Source organism: Kribbella endophytica (genome assembly GCF_054781295.1).
This window is the reverse complement of the sequence record NZ_BAAGUR010000003.1, coordinates 493,036-514,850: the sequence shown is the minus strand read 5'-3', so window position 1 is coordinate 514,850 and position 21,815 is coordinate 493,036. Positions and strand designations below refer to the sequence as shown.

At 68.5% G+C, this 21,815-nt stretch carries 21 protein-coding genes; 15 read left to right on the top strand and 6 right to left on the bottom strand.

The features are described 5' to 3' along the window. Positions 1 to 196 precede the first annotated feature (196 nt). Positions 197 to 1,432, bottom strand: coding sequence for a DNA recombination protein RmuC (locus ACYVIO_RS28660; RefSeq protein WP_460654016.1), 1,236 nt, complete (start codon positions 1,430 to 1,432; stop codon positions 197 to 199). A 45-nt stretch (positions 1,433 to 1,477) separates the two neighbouring features. Next, positions 1,478 to 2,260: a polysaccharide deacetylase family protein gene (locus ACYVIO_RS28655; protein ID WP_460654015.1), complete on the bottom strand. Its 783-nt coding sequence runs from the start codon at positions 2,258 to 2,260 to the stop codon at positions 1,478 to 1,480. Positions 2,261 to 2,486: 226 nt separating this feature from the next. Between ACYVIO_RS28655 and ACYVIO_RS28650 the strand changes: the two genes are divergently transcribed. The 14 genes from ACYVIO_RS28650 to ACYVIO_RS28585 all read left to right on the top strand — a co-directional run bounded on the left by ACYVIO_RS28650 (position 2,487) and on the right by ACYVIO_RS28585 (position 15,134). After that, on the top strand, positions 2,487 to 3,011 hold the full coding sequence (locus ACYVIO_RS28650; protein WP_460654014.1) for a GNAT family N-acetyltransferase: 525 nt from the start codon (positions 2,487 to 2,489) through the stop codon (positions 3,009 to 3,011). An 88-nt stretch (positions 3,012 to 3,099) separates the two neighbouring features. Further along, positions 3,100 to 4,176, top strand: a complete 1,077-nt coding sequence (gene ychF / locus ACYVIO_RS28645; protein ID WP_460654013.1) for a redox-regulated ATPase YchF — start codon at positions 3,100 to 3,102, stop codon at positions 4,174 to 4,176. Between the two features lie 186 nt (positions 4,177 to 4,362). Next, entirely contained in the window at positions 4,363 to 4,908 is a 546-nt protein-coding gene (locus ACYVIO_RS28640) for a hypothetical protein (RefSeq protein ID WP_460654012.1), read from the top strand. Continuing rightward, positions 4,905 to 6,128, top strand: coding sequence for a DUF6357 family protein (locus ACYVIO_RS28635; protein ID WP_460654011.1), 1,224 nt, complete (start codon positions 4,905 to 4,907; stop codon positions 6,126 to 6,128). The genes ACYVIO_RS28640 and ACYVIO_RS28635 overlap by 4 nt, the downstream gene beginning before the upstream one ends. Positions 6,129 to 6,281: 153 nt before the next feature. Next, positions 6,282 to 7,223 (top strand): hypothetical protein, encoded by a 942-nt coding sequence (locus tag ACYVIO_RS28630; RefSeq protein WP_460654010.1) that lies wholly within the window; start codon positions 6,282 to 6,284, stop codon positions 7,221 to 7,223. Positions 7,224 to 7,474: 251 nt separating this feature from the next. Further along, entirely contained in the window at positions 7,475 to 7,711 is a 237-nt protein-coding gene (locus ACYVIO_RS28625) for a hypothetical protein (protein ID WP_460654009.1), read from the top strand. A 294-nt stretch (positions 7,712 to 8,005) separates the two neighbouring features. Continuing rightward, a complete protein-coding gene (locus tag ACYVIO_RS28620) occupies positions 8,006 to 8,185 on the top strand; it encodes a DUF5302 domain-containing protein (protein WP_425830986.1) in 180 nt (59 codons plus the stop codon). A gap of 582 nt (positions 8,186 to 8,767) precedes the next feature. After that, positions 8,768 to 9,469, top strand: coding sequence for a GntR family transcriptional regulator (locus tag ACYVIO_RS28615; RefSeq protein ID WP_460654008.1), 702 nt, complete (start codon positions 8,768 to 8,770; stop codon positions 9,467 to 9,469). A 199-nt stretch (positions 9,470 to 9,668) separates the two neighbouring features. Then, positions 9,669 to 10,781 (top strand): TIGR03364 family FAD-dependent oxidoreductase, encoded by a 1,113-nt coding sequence (locus ACYVIO_RS28610; protein ID WP_460654007.1) that lies wholly within the window; start codon positions 9,669 to 9,671, stop codon positions 10,779 to 10,781. Beyond that, complete coding sequence (locus ACYVIO_RS28605) at positions 10,778 to 11,482, top strand: phosphonatase-like hydrolase (RefSeq protein ID WP_460654006.1); 705 nt, start codon at positions 10,778 to 10,780, stop codon at positions 11,480 to 11,482. The genes ACYVIO_RS28610 and ACYVIO_RS28605 overlap by 4 nt, the downstream gene beginning before the upstream one ends. Beyond that, complete coding sequence (locus tag ACYVIO_RS28600; RefSeq protein ID WP_460654005.1) at positions 11,479 to 12,501, top strand: 2-aminoethylphosphonate ABC transporter substrate-binding protein; 1,023 nt, start codon at positions 11,479 to 11,481, stop codon at positions 12,499 to 12,501. The genes ACYVIO_RS28605 and ACYVIO_RS28600 overlap by 4 nt, the downstream gene beginning before the upstream one ends. Then, a complete protein-coding gene (locus ACYVIO_RS28595; protein WP_460654004.1) occupies positions 12,498 to 13,547 on the top strand; it encodes an ABC transporter ATP-binding protein in 1,050 nt (349 codons plus the stop codon). Before ACYVIO_RS28600 ends, ACYVIO_RS28595 begins: the two co-directional genes overlap by 4 nt. Further along, positions 13,544 to 14,359 (top strand): 2-aminoethylphosphonate ABC transporter permease subunit, encoded by an 816-nt coding sequence (locus ACYVIO_RS28590; protein WP_460654003.1) that lies wholly within the window; start codon positions 13,544 to 13,546, stop codon positions 14,357 to 14,359. The genes ACYVIO_RS28595 and ACYVIO_RS28590 overlap by 4 nt, the downstream gene beginning before the upstream one ends. Beyond that, entirely contained in the window at positions 14,343 to 15,134 is a 792-nt protein-coding gene (locus ACYVIO_RS28585; protein ID WP_460654002.1) for an ABC transporter permease, read from the top strand. The genes ACYVIO_RS28590 and ACYVIO_RS28585 overlap by 17 nt, the downstream gene beginning before the upstream one ends. Here the strand turns inward: ACYVIO_RS28585 and ACYVIO_RS28580 are convergent. Both ACYVIO_RS28580 and ACYVIO_RS28575 read right to left on the bottom strand, forming a co-directional pair. Beyond that, on the bottom strand, positions 15,131 to 17,206 hold the full coding sequence (locus ACYVIO_RS28580; protein ID WP_460654001.1) for an alpha/beta fold hydrolase: 2,076 nt from the start codon (positions 17,204 to 17,206) through the stop codon (positions 15,131 to 15,133). The genes ACYVIO_RS28585 and ACYVIO_RS28580 overlap by 4 nt on opposite strands. A gap of 13 nt (positions 17,207 to 17,219) precedes the next feature. After that, positions 17,220 to 18,293 carry a class I SAM-dependent methyltransferase gene (locus ACYVIO_RS28575; RefSeq protein ID WP_460654000.1) on the bottom strand — a complete coding sequence of 358 codons (1,074 nt, stop codon included), beginning with the start codon at positions 18,291 to 18,293 and terminating at the stop codon, positions 17,220 to 17,222. A gap of 94 nt (positions 18,294 to 18,387) precedes the next feature. On the opposite strand from ACYVIO_RS28575, the gene ACYVIO_RS28570 reads away from it, so the two are divergent. After that, the gene (locus ACYVIO_RS28570; RefSeq protein ID WP_460653999.1) at positions 18,388 to 21,066 is read left to right on the top strand and encodes a helix-turn-helix transcriptional regulator; all 2,679 of its coding nucleotides are present in this window, start codon (positions 18,388 to 18,390) and stop codon (positions 21,064 to 21,066) included. Positions 21,067 to 21,074: 8 nt separating this feature from the next. On the opposite strand, the gene ACYVIO_RS28565 is transcribed toward ACYVIO_RS28570, so the two are convergent. Next, entirely contained in the window at positions 21,075 to 21,485 is a 411-nt protein-coding gene (locus ACYVIO_RS28565; RefSeq protein ID WP_460653998.1) for an SRPBCC family protein, read from the bottom strand. After that, entirely contained in the window at positions 21,475 to 21,792 is a 318-nt protein-coding gene (locus tag ACYVIO_RS28560; protein WP_460653997.1) for an ArsR/SmtB family transcription factor, read from the bottom strand. The genes ACYVIO_RS28565 and ACYVIO_RS28560 overlap by 11 nt, the downstream gene beginning before the upstream one ends. Between the last annotated feature and the right edge of the window lie 23 nt (positions 21,793 to 21,815).

Here is a 21,815-nt window from a genome sequence, read left to right as displayed (position 1 = left end):
CCAGGGCGCCGCCGCGCCCGACCACGGTGAAAACACCGGTGCTCCCGGCCCATCCGATGAGGGACGGTAGACCACCGGATGGGGTGAGAGCGCTCTCATCGTTGGACAGCGTTCCAACGATGTCAATGCCGAACCGCAGACAGGTTTCGTTAAATCGCCACTGACTGCTGGTCGGTCGTCACTGTGTGTGCGGAACTCAGCCGGTTTGCGAGTCGAAACCTGGCAGCGGCGGAGGCGTGTCGCGACGCGTGCGGTCGACGGGCGGTGTGGGGACCCAGCGGCGGGTCGGGTCATCAGTCGCCGGCTCGTCGAGGGCCAGGAGCTCAGGAGCGGCCAGCGGACGAACCGACGCCTCGATGGTCTCCATCGCCTCGAGCTCGGCCTCGGTGACGTGCAGGTCGCGGAGCTTGCGAGCGGTCGTGAAGACCCGGCTCTCGAACGAGCCGACCGTCCGGTTGTACGCGTCGACCGCCGAGGTGAGCGAGCGGCCGACCCGGCTGAGGTGATCGCCCATCGTGCTGAGGCGCTCGTACAGTTCACGGCCGAGCTCGAACACCTGCTGGGCCGACTCGGTCAGCGCCGACTGGTTCCACGCGTACGCCGCGGCGCGCAAGGTCGCGATCAGCGTGGTCGGCGTCGCGAGGATCACGCGGCGCTCGGCGGCGTACTCCAGCAGGCTGGGCTCGACGTCCAGCGCGGCGGACAGGAACGACTCACCGGGCACGAACAGGATGACGAACTCGGGCGTGGACGGCAGGCGCGACCAGTACGCCTTGGCGGAGAGTTGGTCGACGTGCGTCCGCAGGTGTCGCGCGTGCGCCCGGAGGCGCTCCTCGCGGAAGTCGGCGTCGTCGCTCTCGGCCGCCTCCAGGAACGCCGCCAGCGGGACCTTCGAGTCGACGACGAGATTCTTGCCCTCGGCAAGTCTCACCACGAGGTCCGGCCGCAGCAGCCCGTCGTCGGTGACGGTCGAAGTCTGCTCGGTGAAGTCGCAGTGCGCGACCATGCCGGCCAGTTCGACCGTACGGCGAAGGTGCAGCTCGCCCCAGCGCCCGCGGACCTGCGGCTTGCGCAATGCGGTCGACAGCGACGCCGTCTCCCGTCGTAGCGACTCACCGCTCATGCGGACCTCGTTGACCTGCTGGTGGAGCTGGGCCTGCCAGGCCGCGCGGCCCTTCTCCAGTTGGCCGAGCTCGACGTGCAGCCGGTCCAGCGCCTCCTTGACGACCGCCTGGCCGGACATCTGCTGCCCGACCGACGTCCGCTCCTGCACCAGCTCGACCACCCGGTCCTCGGCCGCGTCGCGCTCGGCGGTGATCCGCGCCAGCTCGGCGCCGTCACGCCCGCGCGACCAGAGCACGCCGAAACCTGCCCCGAGCAACAACCCGATGACGAGGAACAGCAGCACCAACAACAGCGTCGTACCGGTCATGCCACAGACAGTGACACAGGCCTCCGACAATTTCTGTCAGGCGGGTCAGCAGTCCATCGCGGGGAAGCTGTAGCCCTGGGCCTTGAGCAACGGGAGGACCTTGTCCAGGGCCGCGACGGTCTGCGCGCGCTCGCCGCCGCCGTCGTGCATCAGGACGATGTTGTGGCGGTGCGCGTGCGTCATGATGTTGTGCGCGATCGCGTTCGTCCCCGGCTTGGCCCAGTCCCGCGGGTCGACGTCCCAGAGCACCTGCGCCATCCCGGCGGCCTTGATGTCGGCCCGCACCTTCGGGTTCGAAGCGCCGTACGGCGGCCGGAAGCACTTGGACTGCGGGCCGTCGAAGATCTCGTGGTGCCGCTGCGCCGCCGAGATGGCGGTCAGCTGCGGATGGGTGATCGAGTGGCTGCCGATGGTGTTGCCGTCGGCAAGGATCTGCTCGCGCAGTCCCGGGTGCAGGGCCTGGTTCTTGCCGAGCTGGAAGAAGGTCGCGTGAGCGCCGTACTTCTTCAGCACCTGCAGGATCTTCGGCGTCCAGACCGGGTCCGGGCCGTCGTCGAAGCTGAAGAAGATGACCTTCTTGTTACCGGCGACGAGCGCCGCGGTCGGGTCGGCGACCGGCGTGCCAGGCGTGTGGTCCGGCGTCTTCGACGGAGTGGTCGTCGGCGTCGTGGTGGGCGTCGACGGCGGCGGCACGGAACCCGCCGTACTGCCCGCTGCGGAAGTGGGCTTGGGCTGAGCGGAACGTCCCAGCGCGACGGCGAACAGCCCGCCGAGAACGAGTGCGGCGGCAGCGGCGGTGCCGATGACGGCAGCAAGTTTTCGGGACATGATGCTCCCTTGCAAATCAGGCGGATGGTCCCCAGTTCGCTCCCCCTCAGGAGCCTTCATACAAGGAGACGCGGCGGCCCTTGACCTGGTTGGCAAACCCGTGTTGCAAGGAGATCTCGGTCGCTTCTGCGTCAGGCAACAACGGTGTGATCACGCTTGCCCGAATCCCTTGCTGGTCGGGGGCCGCGCCCGGTAGATCAACGGGACAGGGCGAGGGGAGAACGCGATGGACGCCAAGGTGGTCTTCGAGACCGAGCGGCTGGTGGTCCGCGACTGGGCCGAGGCCGACGGCGATCGGGTGTACGACATCTACCGGCGCTGGGAGGTGTCGCGCTGGCTGGGCGCGACGCCCCGGGCGATGACGGACCGGGACGCCGCGTCGCGGGTGATCGAGCGGTGGAACCTGCGCAATGCCGATCCGGTGCACGGGGTGTGGGCGGTGGAGGAGAAGGCGACAGGGACGGTGGCCGGGACTGTGCTGCTGGTGCCGCTGCCGGCGGGTGCTGAGCCGGGGCGTGGTGAGGTCGAGGTGGGGTGGCATTTCCATCCCGACGCGTGGGGGCGCGGGCTGGCGACCGAGGCGGCGCGTGGGGCGATCGGGTGGGGGTTCAAGGGCGGGCTGCCGGAGATCTACGCGGTGGTGCGGCCGGACAACCAGGCGTCGCTCGCGGTGTGCCGGAGGCTCGGGATGCGGCCGCTGGGGCTGACCAAGCGCTGGTACGACGCGGAGCTGGAGTCGTTCGTGATCTGAGGCACCTGGTACGTCGTACGGGGGCTGCTGTCCGTCGTACCGGCTGTGGATTGGGGTCAGGCGTGACGGACGCGTAGTCTTGGCGCCCGTGGCACTCTCCATCGGAATCGTCGGGCTCCCCAACGCGGGCAAGTCCACGCTCTTCAACGCGCTGACCAAGAACAACGTGCTCGCGGCGAACTACCCGTTCGCGACGATCGAGCCCAACGTCGGTGTGGTGGGGGTGCCGGACCCGCGGCTGGGCAAGCTGGCCGAGATCTTCTCCTCGGTCAAGCAGCTGCCGGCCACCGTCCAGTTCGTCGACATCGCCGGCATCGTGCGCGGTGCGTCGGAGGGTGAAGGGCTCGGGAACAAGTTCCTCAGCCACATCCGCGAGTCCGACGCGATCTGCCAGGTCACGCGGGTGTTCGTCGACGAGGACGTCACGCACGTCGACGGCAAGGTCTCGCCGGCCGACGACATCTCCACGATCCAGACCGAGCTGATCCTGGCCGACCTGCAGACCGTCGAGAAGGCGATCCCGCGGCTGGAGAAGGAGTCCCGGCTGAAGAAGGAGAGCGTCGCCGTTCTCGAGGCGGTGCGCGAGGCGCAGAAGCACCTCGAGGCCGGTACGCCGATCATCGCGACGAACGTCGACCGCGACGCGATCCGCGAACTGATGCTGATGACCGCCAAGCCGTACCTGTTCGTCTTCAACTGCGACGCCGACGAGCTCGCCGACGAGGACCTCAAGACCCGCATGCGCGAACTCGTCGCGCCGGCCGAGGCGATCTTCCTCGACGCCAAGTTCGAGGCCGAACTGGTCGAGCTCGGCGACGAGGACGAGGCCCGCGAGATGCTCTCGGAGATGGGCGTCGAGGAGCCCGGCCTGGACGTCCTGGCCCGCGTCGGCTTCGAGACCCTCGGCCTGCAGACCTACCTGACGGCAGGCCCGAAGGAATCCCGCGCCTGGACCATCAAGAAGGGCGCCACCGCCCCCGAGGCCGCCGGCGTCATCCACACCGACTTCCAGCGCGGCTTCATCAAGGCCGAGATCGTCTCGTACGCCGACCTCGTCGAAGCCGGCTCCATGGCCGCCGCCAAGTCCGCCGGCAAGGTCCGCATGGAAGGCAAGGACTACATCATGGCCGACGGAGATGTGGTGGAGTTCCGCTTCAACGTCTAGGCCCTGCGCGGCAATAGGCTGGTCCGGCAAGTGATTGCCGCCGACCAGTCTTTCCGTTCGTGCGACGGATTCGAGTGAGGACACCCGATGGCCCGCCCTTACAGCCCTGGCCCGAAAGAGTTCGTTTTCGGGGCCGGAGACGGCAACGATCAGCGGGTCGTCGTACCTGACGCTCAGGAAGCCTATGTGGCGTTCTCCGCGTTCTTCAGGGAGCGCGATGGTGACACCTGCACGATCGACGACGAACCGGCGGGCCAGCGGTTGGTGCTGATGCGTGGTCAAGGAGTGATCGCCCGCAGTACGGGGACGAACGTCGAGTACCTCAAGGTCGACAGGCCCAATCGGTACACACCGAGCGCGATGCTGTTCTTCGAGAACGGGTACGCCGGTCTCAATCGCTTCGGCGCCTGGCTCTCCAACCTCGCGGACCTCGACGCGTCACCGGAGGCTCGCGGTGCTGCCCGCGCGGCCACGATCACGACCGAAGCCGCGGCGCTCGACGAGGTCGGCCGGATCTGGGCGGATTCGGGCATCGTCGACCCGAGCGACCAGTGGTGCGTCTTCTTCGACTCGCACGGTGCGGATGACGACCGGGCCGAACGTGCAGCGCTGCTCGTGCTGATCGAGTTCCTCGGGCTCGAACGAGGCGACGCCCCGGCCGAGGCTGCCGACGGCGAGGTCTGGGTGCGGATGGACCCTCGCCTCGACGCCGAACTCGAACGCTGGTCATGAGGGATGTCGTGTTCACCCGCGACGGGTGGATCCCGAAGGTGGTGCGGGAGCACGGCGTACTCGGGATCGAGCTCGGTGCGGGCGCCGACGCCAACCACGACCCTCGCACTTTCACGTTCCCGATCGAGGATGCCCATCTTGCGGTGATCCAGGACGATCTGACGCGGCACCTGCTGCTGTGGAGTGCGATCCTGCCGCTGTGCGACGCCGCCGGGACTCGGGGCCAGCTGGACGAGGATGCTGCCGTCGCGCTCCTGGATCCGATCCTCTTCTCCGCGCCTGCTGACATCGAGGCGCTGTTCCGGCGCATCCGGTGGAACAGGAGCCAGCTGATCGCCCACGGTGCCGACATCGCCCTGCTCGATCGCGGCCAGGTCTGGGCCGCGATGGGCTCGGCGACCGAGACGGCTGACTGGTCGCGAGTGCAGGAGTACGACGCGAGCCGTCGACGCGCCAAGCGCGGCGTGACGCTGGCTCCGCTGGACGCCGCGATCCTGAAGTTCACCGGGCAGTACCTCCATGGCGCGACGATCCCTGGGCGCCGTCCCGATGCGGTCGATCCGGCGCTGCTGCCCGGCGTACTGCGGGTGATCGCTACTGCGGAGCGTGCGTGCGCCGGTCTGCGGATCAATCGTGATCCGCGCCGGGGAGGACGCGGGACGGACAAGCGTGACTGGGAGCGGATGAAAGCGACGGTCGAGGCAGCCGTGCGCGGTGCACATCCTGAACTCGTCGACGATGCAGTGGCGACCGTGAGCTTCTTGATGTGCTCGGAGGCCGCGGACCGCGCCAGGAGCCTGCCGATCGAGGATGACGAAGTCGCCGAGGGTGCGAGGAAGCTCATCTTCACCGACGACAAGGACGGCGAGGCGATCTGGCTCCCGGGCAGTCGCCGGCCCGCCACGACGCAGTTCTGGGAGTTCGTCAACGATCGCTCCGCCGCGGACAACGAGGTCTTCACCATCGAGGACGAAGAGAAGGGCGAAGGACTCCAGCTCCACTTCTACGCCGACTCGAGCGCTCGCATCACGACAATCGCCGGGTCGACTCCGGAACACCGGGTCGAGTACAGCCTGGTCGACGGTCTGGACGGCTACCGTACCCTGGTCCGCACCTTCATCACCGGCGGCTACGCCGCCCTCGACGGGCACGGCCCGTGGCTGACGAACGTCACCGACTTCGAGCAGGCCCGCCGCCAGCGCGACGCCACAAAGCGCTGACTGGCGTCGCTGGACGGGGCTGGTCCGCCAACCGACGGCCGCCGGACCAGTCTTTTCTGTTCTATGTCTTGTGGTCAGCTCGACTGTGGACAACTTCGGCGAACAGTGGCAATGATGTGCGCTGTGACAGATGACGGTCCGAGTATCAGTTCCATGATGGATGACCAGGATCGGGAGGCCGAGCAGTTCGCCATTGCGTTCCTCAAGAAAGTTGTACGGTTGCGTGGCGTACGCATCGACCGGATGCAGTTCCTCAGGGCGGAGCTTCACAAAAAGGGCGTCGGTACGGCCGCGATAGATCGGGCTGTCAGCGAGAATCCAGCGGTGGCCGGACTTTCACCGGCCCTGCTAGACGAGATCGCCAGGAGCGTAATCGACTTCGAGACCGGGAAATCTACGGCGTTGTCGTTCGCGGCCGGCCTACCCGGCGGGCTCGCGATGATAGGAACGGTTCCTGCTGACATCACTCAGTTCTATGTTCACGCCTTCAGAGTGATGCAGAAGCTCGCCTACCTCTACGGCTGGCAGTCGTTCTTGGACGACATCGACGACCTGGACGATGAGTCCTTGGGCATCCTCGCTGTGTTCCTCGGCATCATGATGGGAGTCGGCGGCGCATCGGTCTCGATGAGTCTCTTTGCCGCTCAGGTCGCCCGCCCTGCGGTCCAGAGGAAAATCGCAGGTGTGGCCCTGACCAAGACCGCCTGGTACATCCCGATGAAGCAGACGCTGCGAGTTATCGGAGTACAGGTCACCAAGCAGAGCTTCGCCAAAGCTATGAGCAAGGTCGTTCCGGTGGTCGGGGGAGTGGTGTCGGGCGGCCTCACCTTTGTCACGCTGCGGATTCAATCGCAACGGCTGATGGATCATCTCCGGGAACTCCCGCCGCCGAATGTCGACGCGGAAGTTTACCTGGCGGCCGTGAAGCGGACCGATGAACTGGCGCCGAGCAGAGCCAAGAGCATTGGCGGCGCGATTGCCGGAACGGCGGGCGCCGTGGGGTCCAACGTAGCTGGACTCTTCAAGTCGAAAAGGCAGAAACAATCAGACGAGGACGATTCCCAGAACGAAGGTTCCGACGGCGAAGATTCTTGACGAGCTGTGCCCGGGCACGTCGTCGATAACGCGACCGTGACGAAGGCGTCGAGGTCAGCCCCACCGTCTGGGCCTCGGATGCATCGCAAGTGGTGCGGCCGCGGGAGGGGCGGGCCGCCTTCAGGGAGTCGGCGGCGTCAGTTCTTGGCTGCGGCTTTGGCCGAACGCAGAGCTTGCACGCCACCCGTCGGCCCTCCAACGAGTAGGAGCGTTCGCCGCCACGGTGGCCAGACGACCGCTAGGTTGACTCCATGGCAAGCTGGAAGGGCGACCTCGTGAAGGCGCTGACGGCCCTGGGCGGAGAGGGATCGCTGTCCGAGATTTACGGGGAGATCGCCCGGATTCACAAGCCGCTGAGCACTGCATGGCAGGCGACAGTAAGGAACACCCTGGAGTGTCATTCGTCCGACTCGGAGAATTTTCGTGGTCGCGAGGATCTGTTCTATTCGGTTGGTGGCATCGGGCGCGGCAGGTGGGGATTGCGGTGAGGCCCGCACAGGCCAAGCACCAAGTCCCAGCTGGGCACTAGGCCTCAGCTCAAGTTGTACTCGGAGCCGTCGGTCAGGGCTGTGATGAAGGCTTCGAAGGTTGGGGCTGGTGGGGTGATGGCGTAGTCCCACTCCTGGTCGACGCTTGGTTCGCCGGGGTGGCGGCCAGATCGTGGGGGTTGGGGGCGGGGTCGTCGGGTGGAAGGGGTGACCCGGTGATATTGGCTGGCGCGGGGGTGGTCACACTTGGTTAGCTAGAGGGTGTATGCCCTGACGGTTTGTTAAGGAGACGGTATGAGCGACAAGTCCAGCAAGCCGGCGAAGGACGATCTGCAGGAGAAGTTCCGCGAGGCGCTCGCGAAGAAGAACGCGCAGCACGAGTCGCACCCGGGGAGTGGGCCGCGGCACGAAGGCGTGGGCGAGGCGCACAACGACAAGCAGAAGCGCCAGTTCAGGCGCAAGTCCGGCAGCTGAGCACGCCGCCCATCCATCCGTTCCGAGCCCCGGGTTGCCGCCCGGGGCTCTAGTTTTTCCCCGGAGCCCGGAGCCCGGAGCCCGGAGCCCGGAGCCCGGAGCCCGGAGCCCGGAGCCCGGAGCCCGGAGCCCGGAGCCCGGAGCCCGGAGCTTGTACGACGGGGGGCGCGGTACGGCGTGCGTGTGGCGCCGGGCAGAGAGTGGAGCCGCGACCCCGCCGTCCTGGGGGTCGCGGCTCCGGGATCCGGGGGACGAGTGATGCCCCCATCGTCGTACCCCGGATCGGTCAGGGGGTGGGGCGGGGGTGGCCCAGGTTGGCTTCGATTTCGCCGGAGGGGGAGGCGGGGCGTGGGTGCGGGGTCACGGGGTTCTCCAGGGGCCACCTGCACCCGAGGTGGTCCGACGTGGGCGGGTCGGTGGGGTGCAGCTTCCATTGAGGCCGACTTTTTTCACGTCGTAAACCGTTGAGGTGGAGCTGCAACAAGACCTGGAAGTACAACGTTGTAGATGACAATCGAGATTGACTTCCACTTTGGTCACAGGGTGAAAGAAGGTCATCTTCGACGGTCTAGAGTCGGCGGCGTGGATGTGCCGCTGCATTTTGCCGTGAAGACCCGGCTGGTTGAGCTGTTGGAGCGGTTGGGGGAGGGGGCGGCGCTGCCGCCGGAGCGTGCGTTGGCGGCTGAGTTCGGGGTGTCTCGGTGGACGATGCGGCAGGCGATTCGTGAACTGGTCGCCGATGGGCGGTTGCGGGCTCGGCAGGGGCAGGGGACGTTCGTTGCTACGCCGAAGTTGATTCAGCCGCTCGCGCTCGTCAGTTACACCGAGGCGTTGCGGGCGCAGGGGCATGAGCCGGCGCGGGAGGTTGTGGCGTTCGAGGAGGTCACGGCTGATGCCGAGCTGGCGGACGGGCTTGGGGTGGCGGTCGGGGAGCCGGTGCATCGGCTGGAGCGGGTGTTGCTTGCCGATGGGCAGCCGATTGGGCTGGAGATCACGTATCTGGCGGTGGAGAGGTTTCCGACTTTGCGGGCTGTACTGCGGCCGACGGGCTCGCTGTACAGGTGTCTGACTGACGATCTCGGTGTGCGCTTCGGGGAGGGCGAGGAGGTAGTCGAGACGGTGATCGCGTCGCCGCGTGAGGCTGAGCTGCTGCAGGCTACGCAGTCGATGCCGATGTTCTTGCTGCATCGTCGGAGCCGGGATGTTGATGGTCGGCCGATTGAGGTTGTTCGGTCCTTGTATCGAGGGGATCGGGTCGCTTTTCGCGCGACGCTGCGCCCCTGAGCACTTGAGGCGCTTCGGCCCGCGATGCGTCGGCGCCGCCGGCCCTGAGCGCTTGAGGTGCCCCCAGGCTGCGACGCGTCGGCGGCCCGGTTCTGAGTTCCAACTGTTTGTTTCCGCTTCATCCTCCTGACAGCTGATCGCTCGGCCTCTTTAATTGGTCCGGACCAATCTTGGTCGCGACGGACACGAGGAGGCAGTTGTGCGGGTGGTTGTGGTGGGTGGCGGTGTGCTGGGCACGTTCCATGCCTGGGAGGCGGTACGGCGGGGTGACGAGGTCGTGCACCTCGAGCGGGAGGCAGGTCCGCGCGGCGCGACGGTGCGGAACTTCGGGCTCGTATGGGTGAGCGGTCGTGCCGGCGGGGCTGAGCTGGAGACCGCGGTGAGGGCTCGTGAGCTGTGGGAGGAGACTAGCAAGCAGGTCGCTGGGCTCGACTTCCGCGGGGCCGGGTCGCTGACGGTGTGCCGGACCGAGGAGGAGTTGGCGGTCGCGAAGGAGGCGGCTGCCCGACCGGATGAAGGTCGCGGGTTCGAGCTGCTGGACGCCGAGCAGGCGCGCAAGCGCAACCCAGCGCTCAGGGGCGAAATACTCGGGGCGCTGTGGTGTCCGAAGGACGCCGTGGTCGAGCCTCGTGAGGTGCTGGGCGCTTTGCGCACGCAGTTGGAGAGTTCTGGTCGGTACTTGTTCCAGCCCAGCCGTGAGGTGAGGGAGGTGAGGGACCGGCAGGTGCGGACCGATGACGGCAAAACACACGCGGCCGACGAGGTCTGGCTCTGCACCGGCGCCTGGCACAGCGGGCTGATTCGCGAGCTCACCGACGACCTGCCTGTACGCCGGGTCCGCCTGCAGATGATGCAGACCGCACCCCTCGACGAGCAGCTGACGACCGCGGTCGCCGACGCGGACAGCTTCCGCTACTACCCGGCGTACCAGGGCCCCGCGCTCGACGCGCTCAATCAGGTGCCTCAGGCAACAGTTGCCGACGAGCACAAGATGCAGCTGCTGATGGTCCAGCGGACGCACGGCGGGCTGACCATCGGCGACACCCACGAGTACGCCGAGCCGTTCGGCTTCGACGTCCAGGAAGATCCGTACGACTACCTCATGACGGCTGCCGAAACCATCTTGGGCCGCAAGATCCCGAAGATCACCAGGCGCTGGGCCGGCGTCTACTCCCAGGCCACCACCCCGGGCGAGGTCGTCGTACGGCGCAAGGTTGCCGACGGCGTGCACCTCGTCACCGGCCCCGGCGGCCGCGGCATGACGATGGCGCCGGCGATTGCCGAGGCGAGCTTCCAGGCGGTCGGCCGGTGACGCGGCAGCACGCGTTGATCCAGCTCGCGGTGCTCGACATGGCCGGTACGACGGTCGTCGACAACGGCCTGGTCGAGCAGGCCTTCACCGCCGCGATCGGTGCCCAGGGCATCGAACCCGGTGACGGCCGGTACGACGGCATGTTGGCCCACGTCCGCGCCACGATGGGCGAGTCCAAGATCACCGTCTTCCGCCACCTGCTGGACCACGACGAAGCCAAGGCCCAGCAGGCGAACGCGGCGTTCGAGACGGCGTACGGACAGCTCGTCGACGACGGTCGCTGCCGCCCGATCGAGGGCGCACACCAAGCAATCCGCGAGCTCCAGGACGACGGCGTCAAGGTCTGCCTCACCACCGGCTTCGCCGAGACGACCCAGCAGCGCATCCTGGCCGCACTCGACTGGCGAACGCTCGCCGACCTCACCCTCTGTCCGGCGCAAGCAGGCCGCGGCCGTCCGTACCCGGACATGGTCCTCACGGCCCTGCTCCACCTCCGCGCCGACGCCACCGTGAACGTCGCGGTGGCCGGCGACACGGCGTACGACATGACCTCGGGAACGCGCGCCGGTGCCGGCGTCGTGGCCGGGGTCCTCACCGGCGCCCACGACCGGTCGCAGCTCGCGGCCGCGGGAGCCACTCACGTGATCGAGTCGGTCCGGGACCTGCCCGGGCTGCTCCGCGACCGAAAGCTGGAGAAGTGAAGGCAACCAAATCCCTGCTCGCCGCCGCCCTGCTGCTGACCGTGCTCGCCGCTTGCGGCGGGACGGGGGCCGCGTCCACCGGCGATGCCAAGACCGTGACCGTCTACACCGCCGACGGGCTGGCCGACTGGTACAAGACCCGGTTCGCGGCGTTCACCGAGAAGACCGGGACCAAGGTCCAGATCGTCGAGGCCGGGTCGGGCGAGGTGGTCTCCCGGCTGCAGAAGGAGAAGTCCAACCCGCAGGCCGATGTGGTGGTGACACTGCCGCCGTTCATCCAGAAGGCGTCGGCCGACGGACTGCTCCAGCCGTACGCCGTACCGGGTGCCGACCAGGTGAAGGGTCTGAAGGCCGACAACTACGTGACGGTGGTCGAGAACTACCTGAACTTCATCGTGAACCAGAAGGCCGGCGGCCCGAAGACGTTCGACGACCTGCTGGACCCGCGGTTCAAGGGCAAGGTGCAGTACTCGACGCCGGGCCAGGCCGGTGACGGTACGGCGGTGCTCCTGCTGCTGCAGCACCTGCTCGGCAAGCAGGGCGCGCTCGACTACCTCGGCAAGCTCGAGGCGAACAACGTCGGCCCGTCGGCCTCGACCGGCAAGCTGCAGCCGAAGGTGAGCAAGGGCGAGATCTGGGTCGCGAACGGCGACGTGCAGATGAACCTGGCCTCGATCGCCAACGACAAGTCCGCGTTCAGCCTGTTCTTCCCCGCAACCAAGGAAGGCAAGCGCACGACGGTCTCACTGCCCTACGTGATGGGACTCGGTGCCAAAGCCCCGAACGTTGACGGTGGCAAGCAGTTGATGGACTACCTGCTCTCCACCGAAGCCCAGCAGACAGTCTCCGGTGACGCCTTCGGCATCCCGGCCCGCGCCGACGTCAAGCCGACCGACGCGAACTACCAAGCCGTCGAGAAGGCGGTCGCGGGGGTCGAGATCTGGCAGCCGGACTGGACCCAGGTGCTTGCCGACCTCGACGCGGACGTGGCGGCGTACACGAAGGCCGTGCAGGGATGACCGTCCAGCTGGACGACGTCACGGTTCACTTCGGCAAGACGTGTGCGCTGGAAGGGCTGAGCCTGACAGTCGCGGCAGGGGAGACCGTTGCCCTGCTGGGCCCGTCGGGGTCGGGCAAGTCGACGGCGCTGAAGGCGGTCGCCGGGTTCGTCCGGCCGAGCCGTGGGCGGATCCGGATCGGCGGCGTCGACGTCACCGACGTACCGCCGGCCAAGCGGGGGATCGGCGTCGTCGTCCAGCAGTACGCGCTGTTCCCGCACCTGCGGGTCGCCGACAACGTGGCCTTCGGGCTGCGGGCGGCCCGCCGACCGAAGCGGGAAGTGGCCGAGCGGGTCGCCGAAATGCTCGGGATGGTCGGGATGCAAAAGTACGCCAGGAGGTACCCGCGCGAACTGTCCGGTGGTCAGCAGCAGCGGGTCGCGATCGCGCGGGCGCTGGCGATCCGGCCGCCGGTGCTGCTGCTCGACGAACCGCTGGCGGCGCTCGACGCGCAACTGCGAGCCGACATGCTCGACGAGCTGCAGAAGCTACGGCGTGAGGTGCCGGACGTCGCGATCGTCTACGTTACGCACGACCAGGCCGAGGCGCTCGCGCTCGCGGACCGGATCGCGGTGATGCGGGATGCTCGACTTGTCGACATCGCGCCGGCGGCCGAGCTGTACCGGACGCCGCCGACCGCGTTCACCGCGTCGTTCCTGGGTGGTGCCAACCTGCTGCCGGTCGAGGTGGTGGGGGAGGAGGTCCGGCTCGCCGGCCGCCGGCTGCCCGGAGTCGCGCCGGGCGCGTTGAGTGCGGCGAGTGGGCCGGGCGAGGTGCTGCTCTGCGTGCGGCCTCACGCCATCCGGCTGGGCGAGGACGGGGTGCCGGGGCGGTTGGTGGCCGCTCAGTGGCGGGGCGCTTCGCACCGGCTGACGTGCACCGTCGACGGTCTCGGTGATCTTCCCGTCCACGTGGATGTGCCGGCCGATCGCGAGGTTCCGAAGATCGGGTCGGCGGTGTCGATGCGGTTGCCGAGTGAGGCGTGCAGTCTGGTGGCGTCGCGGTGACGGCCATCGCGGTTGCGTTGAGCAACAAACAGGCAGCGGTACGCCGTACGTGGTCGCTCTGGCTGATCCCGCCGTTGCTGCTGATCGCCGGACTGGTGGTCTATCCGTTGATCCTGGTCGCCGCCGAGTCGCGCGGCTCGTGGGCCGAGGTGATCGGGTCGGCAGAGTTCCGGCAGGCGTTGGTCAGGACCGTGCAGATCGCGGTCTGCTCGACGGTCGGTTGCCTGGTGGTCGGGACGTTCCTCGCCGTCGTCGTGAGCTTCGTCCCGTTCCCCGGCGCGCGGATCGTGTCCGGGATGGTCGACGCGATGCTCGCGCTGCCGTCGTTCCTGGTGGCGCTGTCGTTCACGTTCCTCTACGGCTCGGCCGGGGTGTTCGGGTCACTCCTGGGCGGATTCATGACGACGCCGTGGGCCGTGGTCCTGGCGGAGATCACCTTCTACACACCGTTCGTGATGCGCCCGTTGCTCGGGGCAATGAGTCAGATCCCGCGCGTTCAGCTCGACGTCGCGGCGAGTCTCGGCGGCGGTCCGTGGCGCGTGCTGCGGCAGGTGATCCTGCCCGAGGTCCGGCCGGCGCTCGCGGCCGGTGGCGGGTTGACGTTGCTGCTGACGCTGAACGAGTTCGGGATCGTGCTGTTCCTCGGGGCGCGCGACACGACGACCTTGCCGCTGCTCGTGCACACCAAGGGGATCGTGATGTTCGACTACCCGGCCGCGTGCGTGATCGCGGTCGTGCAGATCGCGCTGTCGATCGGCCTGTACGCCGTACTGCGCGGAACGCTGGGAGGCCGTCGTGCTCGTCTGGTCTAGGGGCCCGAAGCTCGTTGTCCAGGGCATCTTCCTGCTGGTCTTCGGGGTGCTCGTGCTGGCGCCGTTCGTTGTCGTCGCGGCCGCGGCGTTCGCCGGGAGCTGGAACGGCGTACTGCCGTCCGATCCGACGGCGACTCATCTGCGCGAGGCCTTGTCGGGTGATGAACTGGCGTCGATCGCGGTGAGTCTGCAGACGGCGTTCCTCGGTGGGTTGCTGGCGGTCGGGTTCGGGACGTGGGCCGCGCTGGCGAGCCGGGCGGCGACGCCGGGGCTCGCGCGGCTGACCGACGCGTTGCACCACCTGCCGATCGCCGTACCGTCGGTGGTTGTCGGGTTGAGCCTGCTCGTCGCGTTCTCCCGGCCGCCGCTGCTGCTCAACGGGACGAAGTGGATCGTCGTGATCGCGCATCTGGTGCTGATGGTTGCCTTCACGTACGGGACGGTGACGGCGGCGTTGCAACGGACGGACGACGTGTACGCCGACGTGGCCGCGTCGCTGGGTGCGTCGTCGGCGCGGGTGCTGTGGACGGTGCGGCTGCCGATGCTGCGGCCGGCGATCGTGTCGTCGGCAGGGTTGTCGATCGCGCTGTCGATGGGTGAGGTCGGGGCGACGATCATGGTCTACCCGGCGTCGTGGCGGACGTTGCCGGTCGGTGTGTTCGCGTTGACCGATCGGGGGCAGACGTTCACCGCCGCGGCCGAGTCGCTGGTGCTGCTGGCGGTGACCGTCGTACTGGTGGTCGGGCTGGATCGGTTGCGGGGGCGTGCTGATTAGAGGAGTTCTGCGAGGAGGCTTGCTGCTCGGTCGGCGCCGTCGGTGCTGACCGGGAGGTAGTCGATCGGGTCGGTCAGGGCTTTGGCGACGGCCTCGGCGAGGAGGTTGGGGTCGGCGGCTTCGGCGTACTCGAGGCGGTGGCCGGCGCGGTAGCGGTCGAGGCGGGCGGCGACGTGGAAGTTCTGCTCGAAGTGGTGCTGGAGCGGGACGTAGACGAAGGGGACTCGTTGTGCGGTCAGCTCCATGCAGGTGGTGAGGCCGCCTTGGGTGATGACTACGTCTGCTTTTCCGAGTTGCAGGTGGAGGTCGGGGAGGTAGCCGTGCAGGCGGACGCCGGGGACTACCTGCAAAGAGGAAGGGTTGATCCTGGGGCCGGTGACGATGTCGAAGGTGATGCCGGGGACGAGACGTTGGATGGCTGGTACGGCGTCCAGAACCCTGTGCAGTAAGGAGGAACCGGCGCCGGAGCCGCCGACGGTGACCAGGCAGCGTGGTGGCCCCGACAGCTGACGGGGTGGGGGCGTGAAGCCCGTGATGTAGCCCGTGAAGGTGTAGTTCTGTTCGGTCCACTCGCGGATCACCGGTAGGTCGGGGCCGAAGGAGTCGGCGACGATGTCTTCCGGATCGCCGACGAACAGCGAATGATCGCGCAGGCGGCGGTAGCGGGCCCGTTGGGTGAGCATCTCGGCGTTGTAGTCGGTGGTGAGCGCCGCCTCCGACGAGTCCATCGGGAGCCAGCCGATGAAGTCGGTGAGCCAGGCGTAGGCGAAGCGTTTGAGCTCCGGGTTCTCGTGCAGGAAGTAGTCGACCTCCCAGGCCTCGTCGCCGATCACCAGGTCGTAGTGCCGGTCCTCGACCACGTCGTTGAACGTGAGGAAGTTGGCGACCAGGATCTCGTCCATCCGCCGCAGCGTCTGGAACGCGTGCAGGTCGTGCTCGGCGAAGCCGGCCTCGAAGTCCACGTGGTCCGACTCGCTGAGCAGCCAGGACGACGCCGGGTGCACGACCTCGCCCGCGTCGGCGAGCACGCGCGTCACCGGATCCTGCGCGAGCCACTCGATCTCCACATCCCCAGTAAGCGAGCGCAACGATCGAGCGATCGCCAGATCCCGCCGTGCATGCCCGAGCCCGATCGGTGACGACAGGTAGAGCACCCGGCGAGGCCGTGACGCAGCCCGTTCCCACGTACGCCGTACAGGCGTCGGCATCAGCCGCGCGGCAAAGTCCTTGAGCAGGTGATTGACCACCACCGGATCACGAGCATGCGGCGCATGCCCACCTCCGACGACCGTCACCAACGAACCCCCGGTCAACGAGGCCAGCCGCGAACCCTCGGCCGGCGGCCGGATCCCGTCCGCCGAACCGTGCACGACCAACACCGGACAGCTCACGTCGGCGAACCGCGCAGGATCGAGATGCCCCGACCGCCCGGCCTCGGTGTCGACGAGCAGCGACGGCGTGATCTCGCGCCCCCACCCGATCCCGTCCTCGATCTGCTTGGTCGAGTGCGGCTCCGGGAACATCTGGGCGAAGAAGAACTCCAGGAAGTCGTCGTACCCGCCCTCGAGCCAGTAGTGCCTGTTGTACTTCGCCCATCCCTCCGTGGTGTCGTGCCGCTCGTCCCACGTCCACTGCGTGCGCTCCTCCAGCATCGGCGTCAGCCTGGTCGCCGAGCCGATGCAGACCACCCCGAGCACCCGCGACGGTTGCCGTAGCGCGACCTCCAGCGCCCACGGACAGCCGCGGGAGAACCCCACGAGCACGCAGGACGACGCACCGACGGCGTCCAGCACCGCGATCGTGTCCTCGACCATCTCGACATCGCTGTACGCCGAAGCGCCGACCGGGCGGTCCGACGAGCCCGAGCCGCGACCGTCGAAGGTGATCACCCGGAAGTGCCGCGCCAGGTACGGGACCTGCGCCTTCCAGACCCGCGAGGGTACGAGCGACCAGGTCGGCAGCAGCACGAGCGCCGGGCCGTCGCCCTCGCCGTACACCCGGTAGTGAATGTTCACGCCGTCGCGGGCGACCGAACCCTCCCGATCGGCCGCCCGCGCGGGCTTGTGCGCCATGCCGCTCACTGTGTCAGGGGCGGACTTCGTAGACCAGGTTGAACGGCGTCTGCGCCGCGACCCGGAACCGGGTGAAACCGGCCGCTGTCGTCACGTCACGGATCCGCGCCGGACCGGCCTGCGTACCGAGCCCGAGGCCGACCTCCTGGGACAGCGACGCCGGCGTGCACAGCAGCGTGGAGAAGCCGTAGTACGCACGGCCGACCGGGTTCAGGTTGTCCTCGACCTTGTCGCCGGCCATCGGTTCGACGACCATCCACGTGCCGTCGGCCGCGAGCGACTCGCGCACCCGACGCGCGGCGCCGACCGGGTCGCCCATGTCGTGCAGGGCGTCGAAGGTCGTTACCAGGTCGTAGTTCTCACCGGCGTACGACGTGGAGCCGGCGACCTCGAAGGTGACATCGGCGCCGGCGTCCGCCGCTCGCTGCTGGGCCGTCGCGATCGACTCCTGGTGGTAGTCGGACCCGATGAAGGTCGACTGTGGAAAGGCCTGCGCCATCAGGATCGTCGAGGCGCCATGACCGCAGCCGATGTCGGCGACCTTCGCGCCGTTCGTCAGTTTGTCGACGACCCCGTCGAGCGCGGGCAGCCAGCCGTCGACCAGGTTGGCGTGGTAGCTGGGCCGGAAGAAGCGCTCGCAGCCGTCGTGCACGTCGGTGTCGTGCTCGTGCCAGCCGATGCCGGCGCCGCTGCGGGCCGCGTCGATCATGCGGTCGGTGTCCTGGACGGTCCCGAGCGCGATCTGGAAGAAGCCGGGCAGGAACGCCGGGCTGTTCTCGTCGGTCAGCGCGACGGTCTGCTCGGGCGGCAGCGTATAGAGGCCCGTGGACGGGTCGTAGGTGACGAAGCCGCCGGCTGCCTGAGCGTTGAGCCACTCGCGCACGTAGCGCTCGTGGGTGCCGGTGCGGTCGGCCAGATCGGCCGGCGTGAGGCCGCCGGCGCCGGCCATCGTCTTGTAGTAGCCGAGCTTGTCGCCCATCACGACGAGCGCCGCGTTGAGCGTCGCGCCGACCTCGCCGACGGCCTGGAACACGAACTGCATCAGCTTGTCGCCGTCGACGGTGACCGGTTGGTCGATGGTGGTCATGGGTCCCCTCCCTGGGATCGCTTTACCTCGGTGACGCTAGAAGTTCTCGACAATCCGTCGCATCAGGTGGGGCACCTGGTCCTAGACTCCGAGGATGCTGATCGGGCGGGAGGCCGAACGGCGGGCGATCGAGCGGTTGGTCGCGGGGGCGAGGGTGGGATCCAGCGGGGTGCTGCTGATCACCGGGGAACCGGGGATCGGCAAGACCACCCTTCTCGACCAGGCAGCCGCACAGTCCGCCGGCCTTCGCCTGCTCCGAGCGCGGGGAACGGAGACCGAGCATGAAGTCCCGTTCGGTGGGTTGTTGCAGTTGCTCCGCCCGGCGTTGGGTGAGTTGGAGAGGATTCCTGCGCCCCAGAAGGCTGCTCTGCAGGCAGCCCTCGCGCTGACCACACCAGGCGATCCTGCCGGACGGTTCGCTGTGGGCGCCGCGACGCTCAGCCTCCTTTGCCGGTACGCCGAACAAGCGCCGCTGGCGGTCCTCGTCGACGACGCGCAGTGGATCGACCGGCCTTCGGCGGAGGCGCTGGTGTTCGCGGCCCGGCGGTTGGTCGCCGACCCGATCGTGCTGCTGGTGGCAGCACGATCGGGAGAGTCGCATCCGTTGGCCGAGGCGGACCTTCCCGCGCTGCGGCTCGAAGGCCTCGGGCTGGACGACGCCCGCGAACTCGTCGGACGTCGTACGGCGGACGTGGCGCAGGTGCATCGCATGGTCGGCGGCAACCCGCTCGCGTTGCTCGAGCTGAATCCCCAAAGCCTGCACAGAATCCGACCGGGCGCGCCGGTGCCCGTGCCGCGGTTGCTGGCGGAGGCGTTCTCCGCGCAGGCCGATCGGTTGAGCCCGGAGGCCCGGATCGCCTTGCTGGTGGCGGCTTCCGACGACGGCGACCTGCAGCTGGTCGCCGCCGTGTGCGAAAAGCTAGGCGTCGACGTCGCCGTACTGGCCGAGGCCGAGGACGCCGGACTGGTTCGGATCGTCGATGGCCGGGTGGAGTTCCGGCATCCGTTGGTGCGCTCGTCCGTGTACGCCGGGGCGGCGTCGGGCACGCGTCGTACCGTCCACCAGGCGATCGCCGGCGTACTGGCCGACTCGGACCGGCAGGTCTGGCACCTGTCCGAGGCCGCGCTGGGGACGGACGACGAAGTCGCGCGGAGACTCGAGATCGTCGCCGGGCACGCGGTCGAACGCGGCGCGCACGCGGTCGCGGCGACCGCGCTGGAACGGGCCGCGCGACTGACGGACAACGAAGCCGAGCAAGGCCGCCGCCTGGTCGCCGCGGGCGAGGCCGCATGGTTCGCCGGGTTGCCCGATCGGGCCGAGGAGTTGCTGGTCGAAGCGCTGCGGCGGGCGATCACGCCGGTGGTCGGGATCCGCGCCCAGGAACTGCGCGGCGACATCGCCGTACGGTGTGGCTCACCCGGCCAGGCCCGCGACATCCTGCTCGCCGCCGCCGATGCGGCCGACGACCTGCCGACCCGGATCCGGTTGCTGGGCGACACCGTCAACGCCTGCTTCTACCTCGGCGACACCAGCACCGCGTTACGGGTCGCCGAGAAGATCGACGCGATCCTGCCGAGCATCAACCAGCCCGAGGGTCGCCTGCTTGGCCTGCTGGCCAGCGGAGTCGCGCGGGTTTTCGCGGGCAGCGGCGGCAGCGAGCAGATCCGTACGGCGGTCACGCTCTCCGGCACGGTGAAGCTCGACCTGCGTCACCAGGTGTGGGTGGTGCTCGCGCCGATGTTCCTGCGCGAACGCGAAGGCGGCCGCGAGGTCATCCAGCAGGTCCTGCGCGACAGCCGCGACGGCGTCGCGCTCGGCCTGCTCCCAGGCGTCCTGTTCCACCTGGCCCGCGACCAGGCGACGACCGATCGCTGGGCCGACGCCGCGACGTCGTACGACGAAGGGATCCGGTTGTCGCGCGAGACCGGGCAGACCACCGAGCTGGCGATCAATCTGGCGGGGCAGGCGTGGCTGTCCGCGCGGCGCGGGCGGGTCGACGAGTGCCAGGCCCAAGCGGCCGAGGCGATAGAGATCTGTACGGCGCGGGAGATTCGGCTGGGGTTGGCGTGGTCGTCGTACGCGCTGGGTGATCTGGAACTGGGCCGTGGGGACCCGGCTGCTGCGCTCGAGGCATACGACCGGTTGGTTACTACGTTGTCCGCCGGCGGAATGCTCGACCCCGATCTGTCGCCGGCGCCTGAGCTGGTGGAGGTGTATCTCCGGCTCGGGCGGCCGGAGGAGGCGGCGGCGACAGCTCGGGCTTTCGCTGAGCGGGCTGCCCACAAAGGCCTGCCGTGGTCGCTTGCCCGCGCAGCGCGGGCCGAGGGGTTGGTGAACGACGACGAGGCGGCCTTCGAGCGCGCGCTGCAGCTCCACGAGTTGACTCCCGACCTGTTCGAGGCCGCCCGGACGCATCTGGTCTACGGTTCGTGGCTTCGTCGCGTACGACGGCGGGTGGACGCGCGCGTTCAGCTGCGGGCGGCTGTCGGGATCTTCGACCAGTTGGGGGCTGGTACTTGGGCTGATCAGGCGGCGGGGGAGTTGAAGGCGACCGGGGAGACGGCTCGGCGGCGGGAGCACAGCAGCGCTGACGACCTGACGCCGCAGGAACGCCAGGTCGCCCAGCTTCTCGCCGACGGCCTCAGCACCCGCGAGGCCGCGGCCAAGTTGTTCCTCAGTCCGAAGACCGTCGAGTACCACCTGCGCAAGGTCTACACGAAGCTCGGTATCCACAGCCGGACCGAGCTGGCCGAGCAACTCACCGAGACGTGAGCAGCACCTCAGCGCGTGAGCAGCTTCTCCAGCCGGTCGAGCTCGGGCTCCCAGCCCTGCAGGTGGTTGGCGGCGTCGTCCGGGCCGGTGAAACCCGTGTGCAGCAACAGCATCCGGGTGCCCTCGTCGGCCTTGCTCAGCTCCACGCGCACGGTCGACGGCTCGTCCGTGTCCTCGTCCCACTTCCACGTGAACGCGAGCAGGTGCGGCGGGTCGACCTCCAGGTAGCTGCCGCGGACGACGTACTGGCCCATCTCGACGACGTACGTGCCGCCGACCCGGACGTCGGCGTCGACCTTCAGCTCGAGCGCCGGGTTCGGGCAGTACCACTGCGCGAGCAGCTCGGCCCGCGTCCACGCGGCGTACACGTCCTCGAGCTCGGCCTTCAGCACGCGCTCGATCCGGATGTCATCCACCATCGTCGTTCCCCTCCAGAAGGTCCGCCAGCCGGTCGACCGTGCGGTTCCAGTACGTCGTGAGGTCGCCGAGCCAGACCTCCACCTCGGACAGCGCCTCCGGCCGGATCGCGCAGACGACCGTCCGGCCGACCTTGCGCCGGGTCACGAGGCCGGCGTCGACCAGGATGTGCACGTGCTTGGTGATCGCCGGCGGACTGATCGCGTGCGGCGTCGCGAGCTCGCCCATGGTCGCCTCGCCGCGGCTCAGCCGGGTCACGATCGCCAGCCGAGTCGGGTCGGCCAGCGCGGCGAAGGTCGTGGTCAGCACCAGGACACTTCACCATCTGGTGA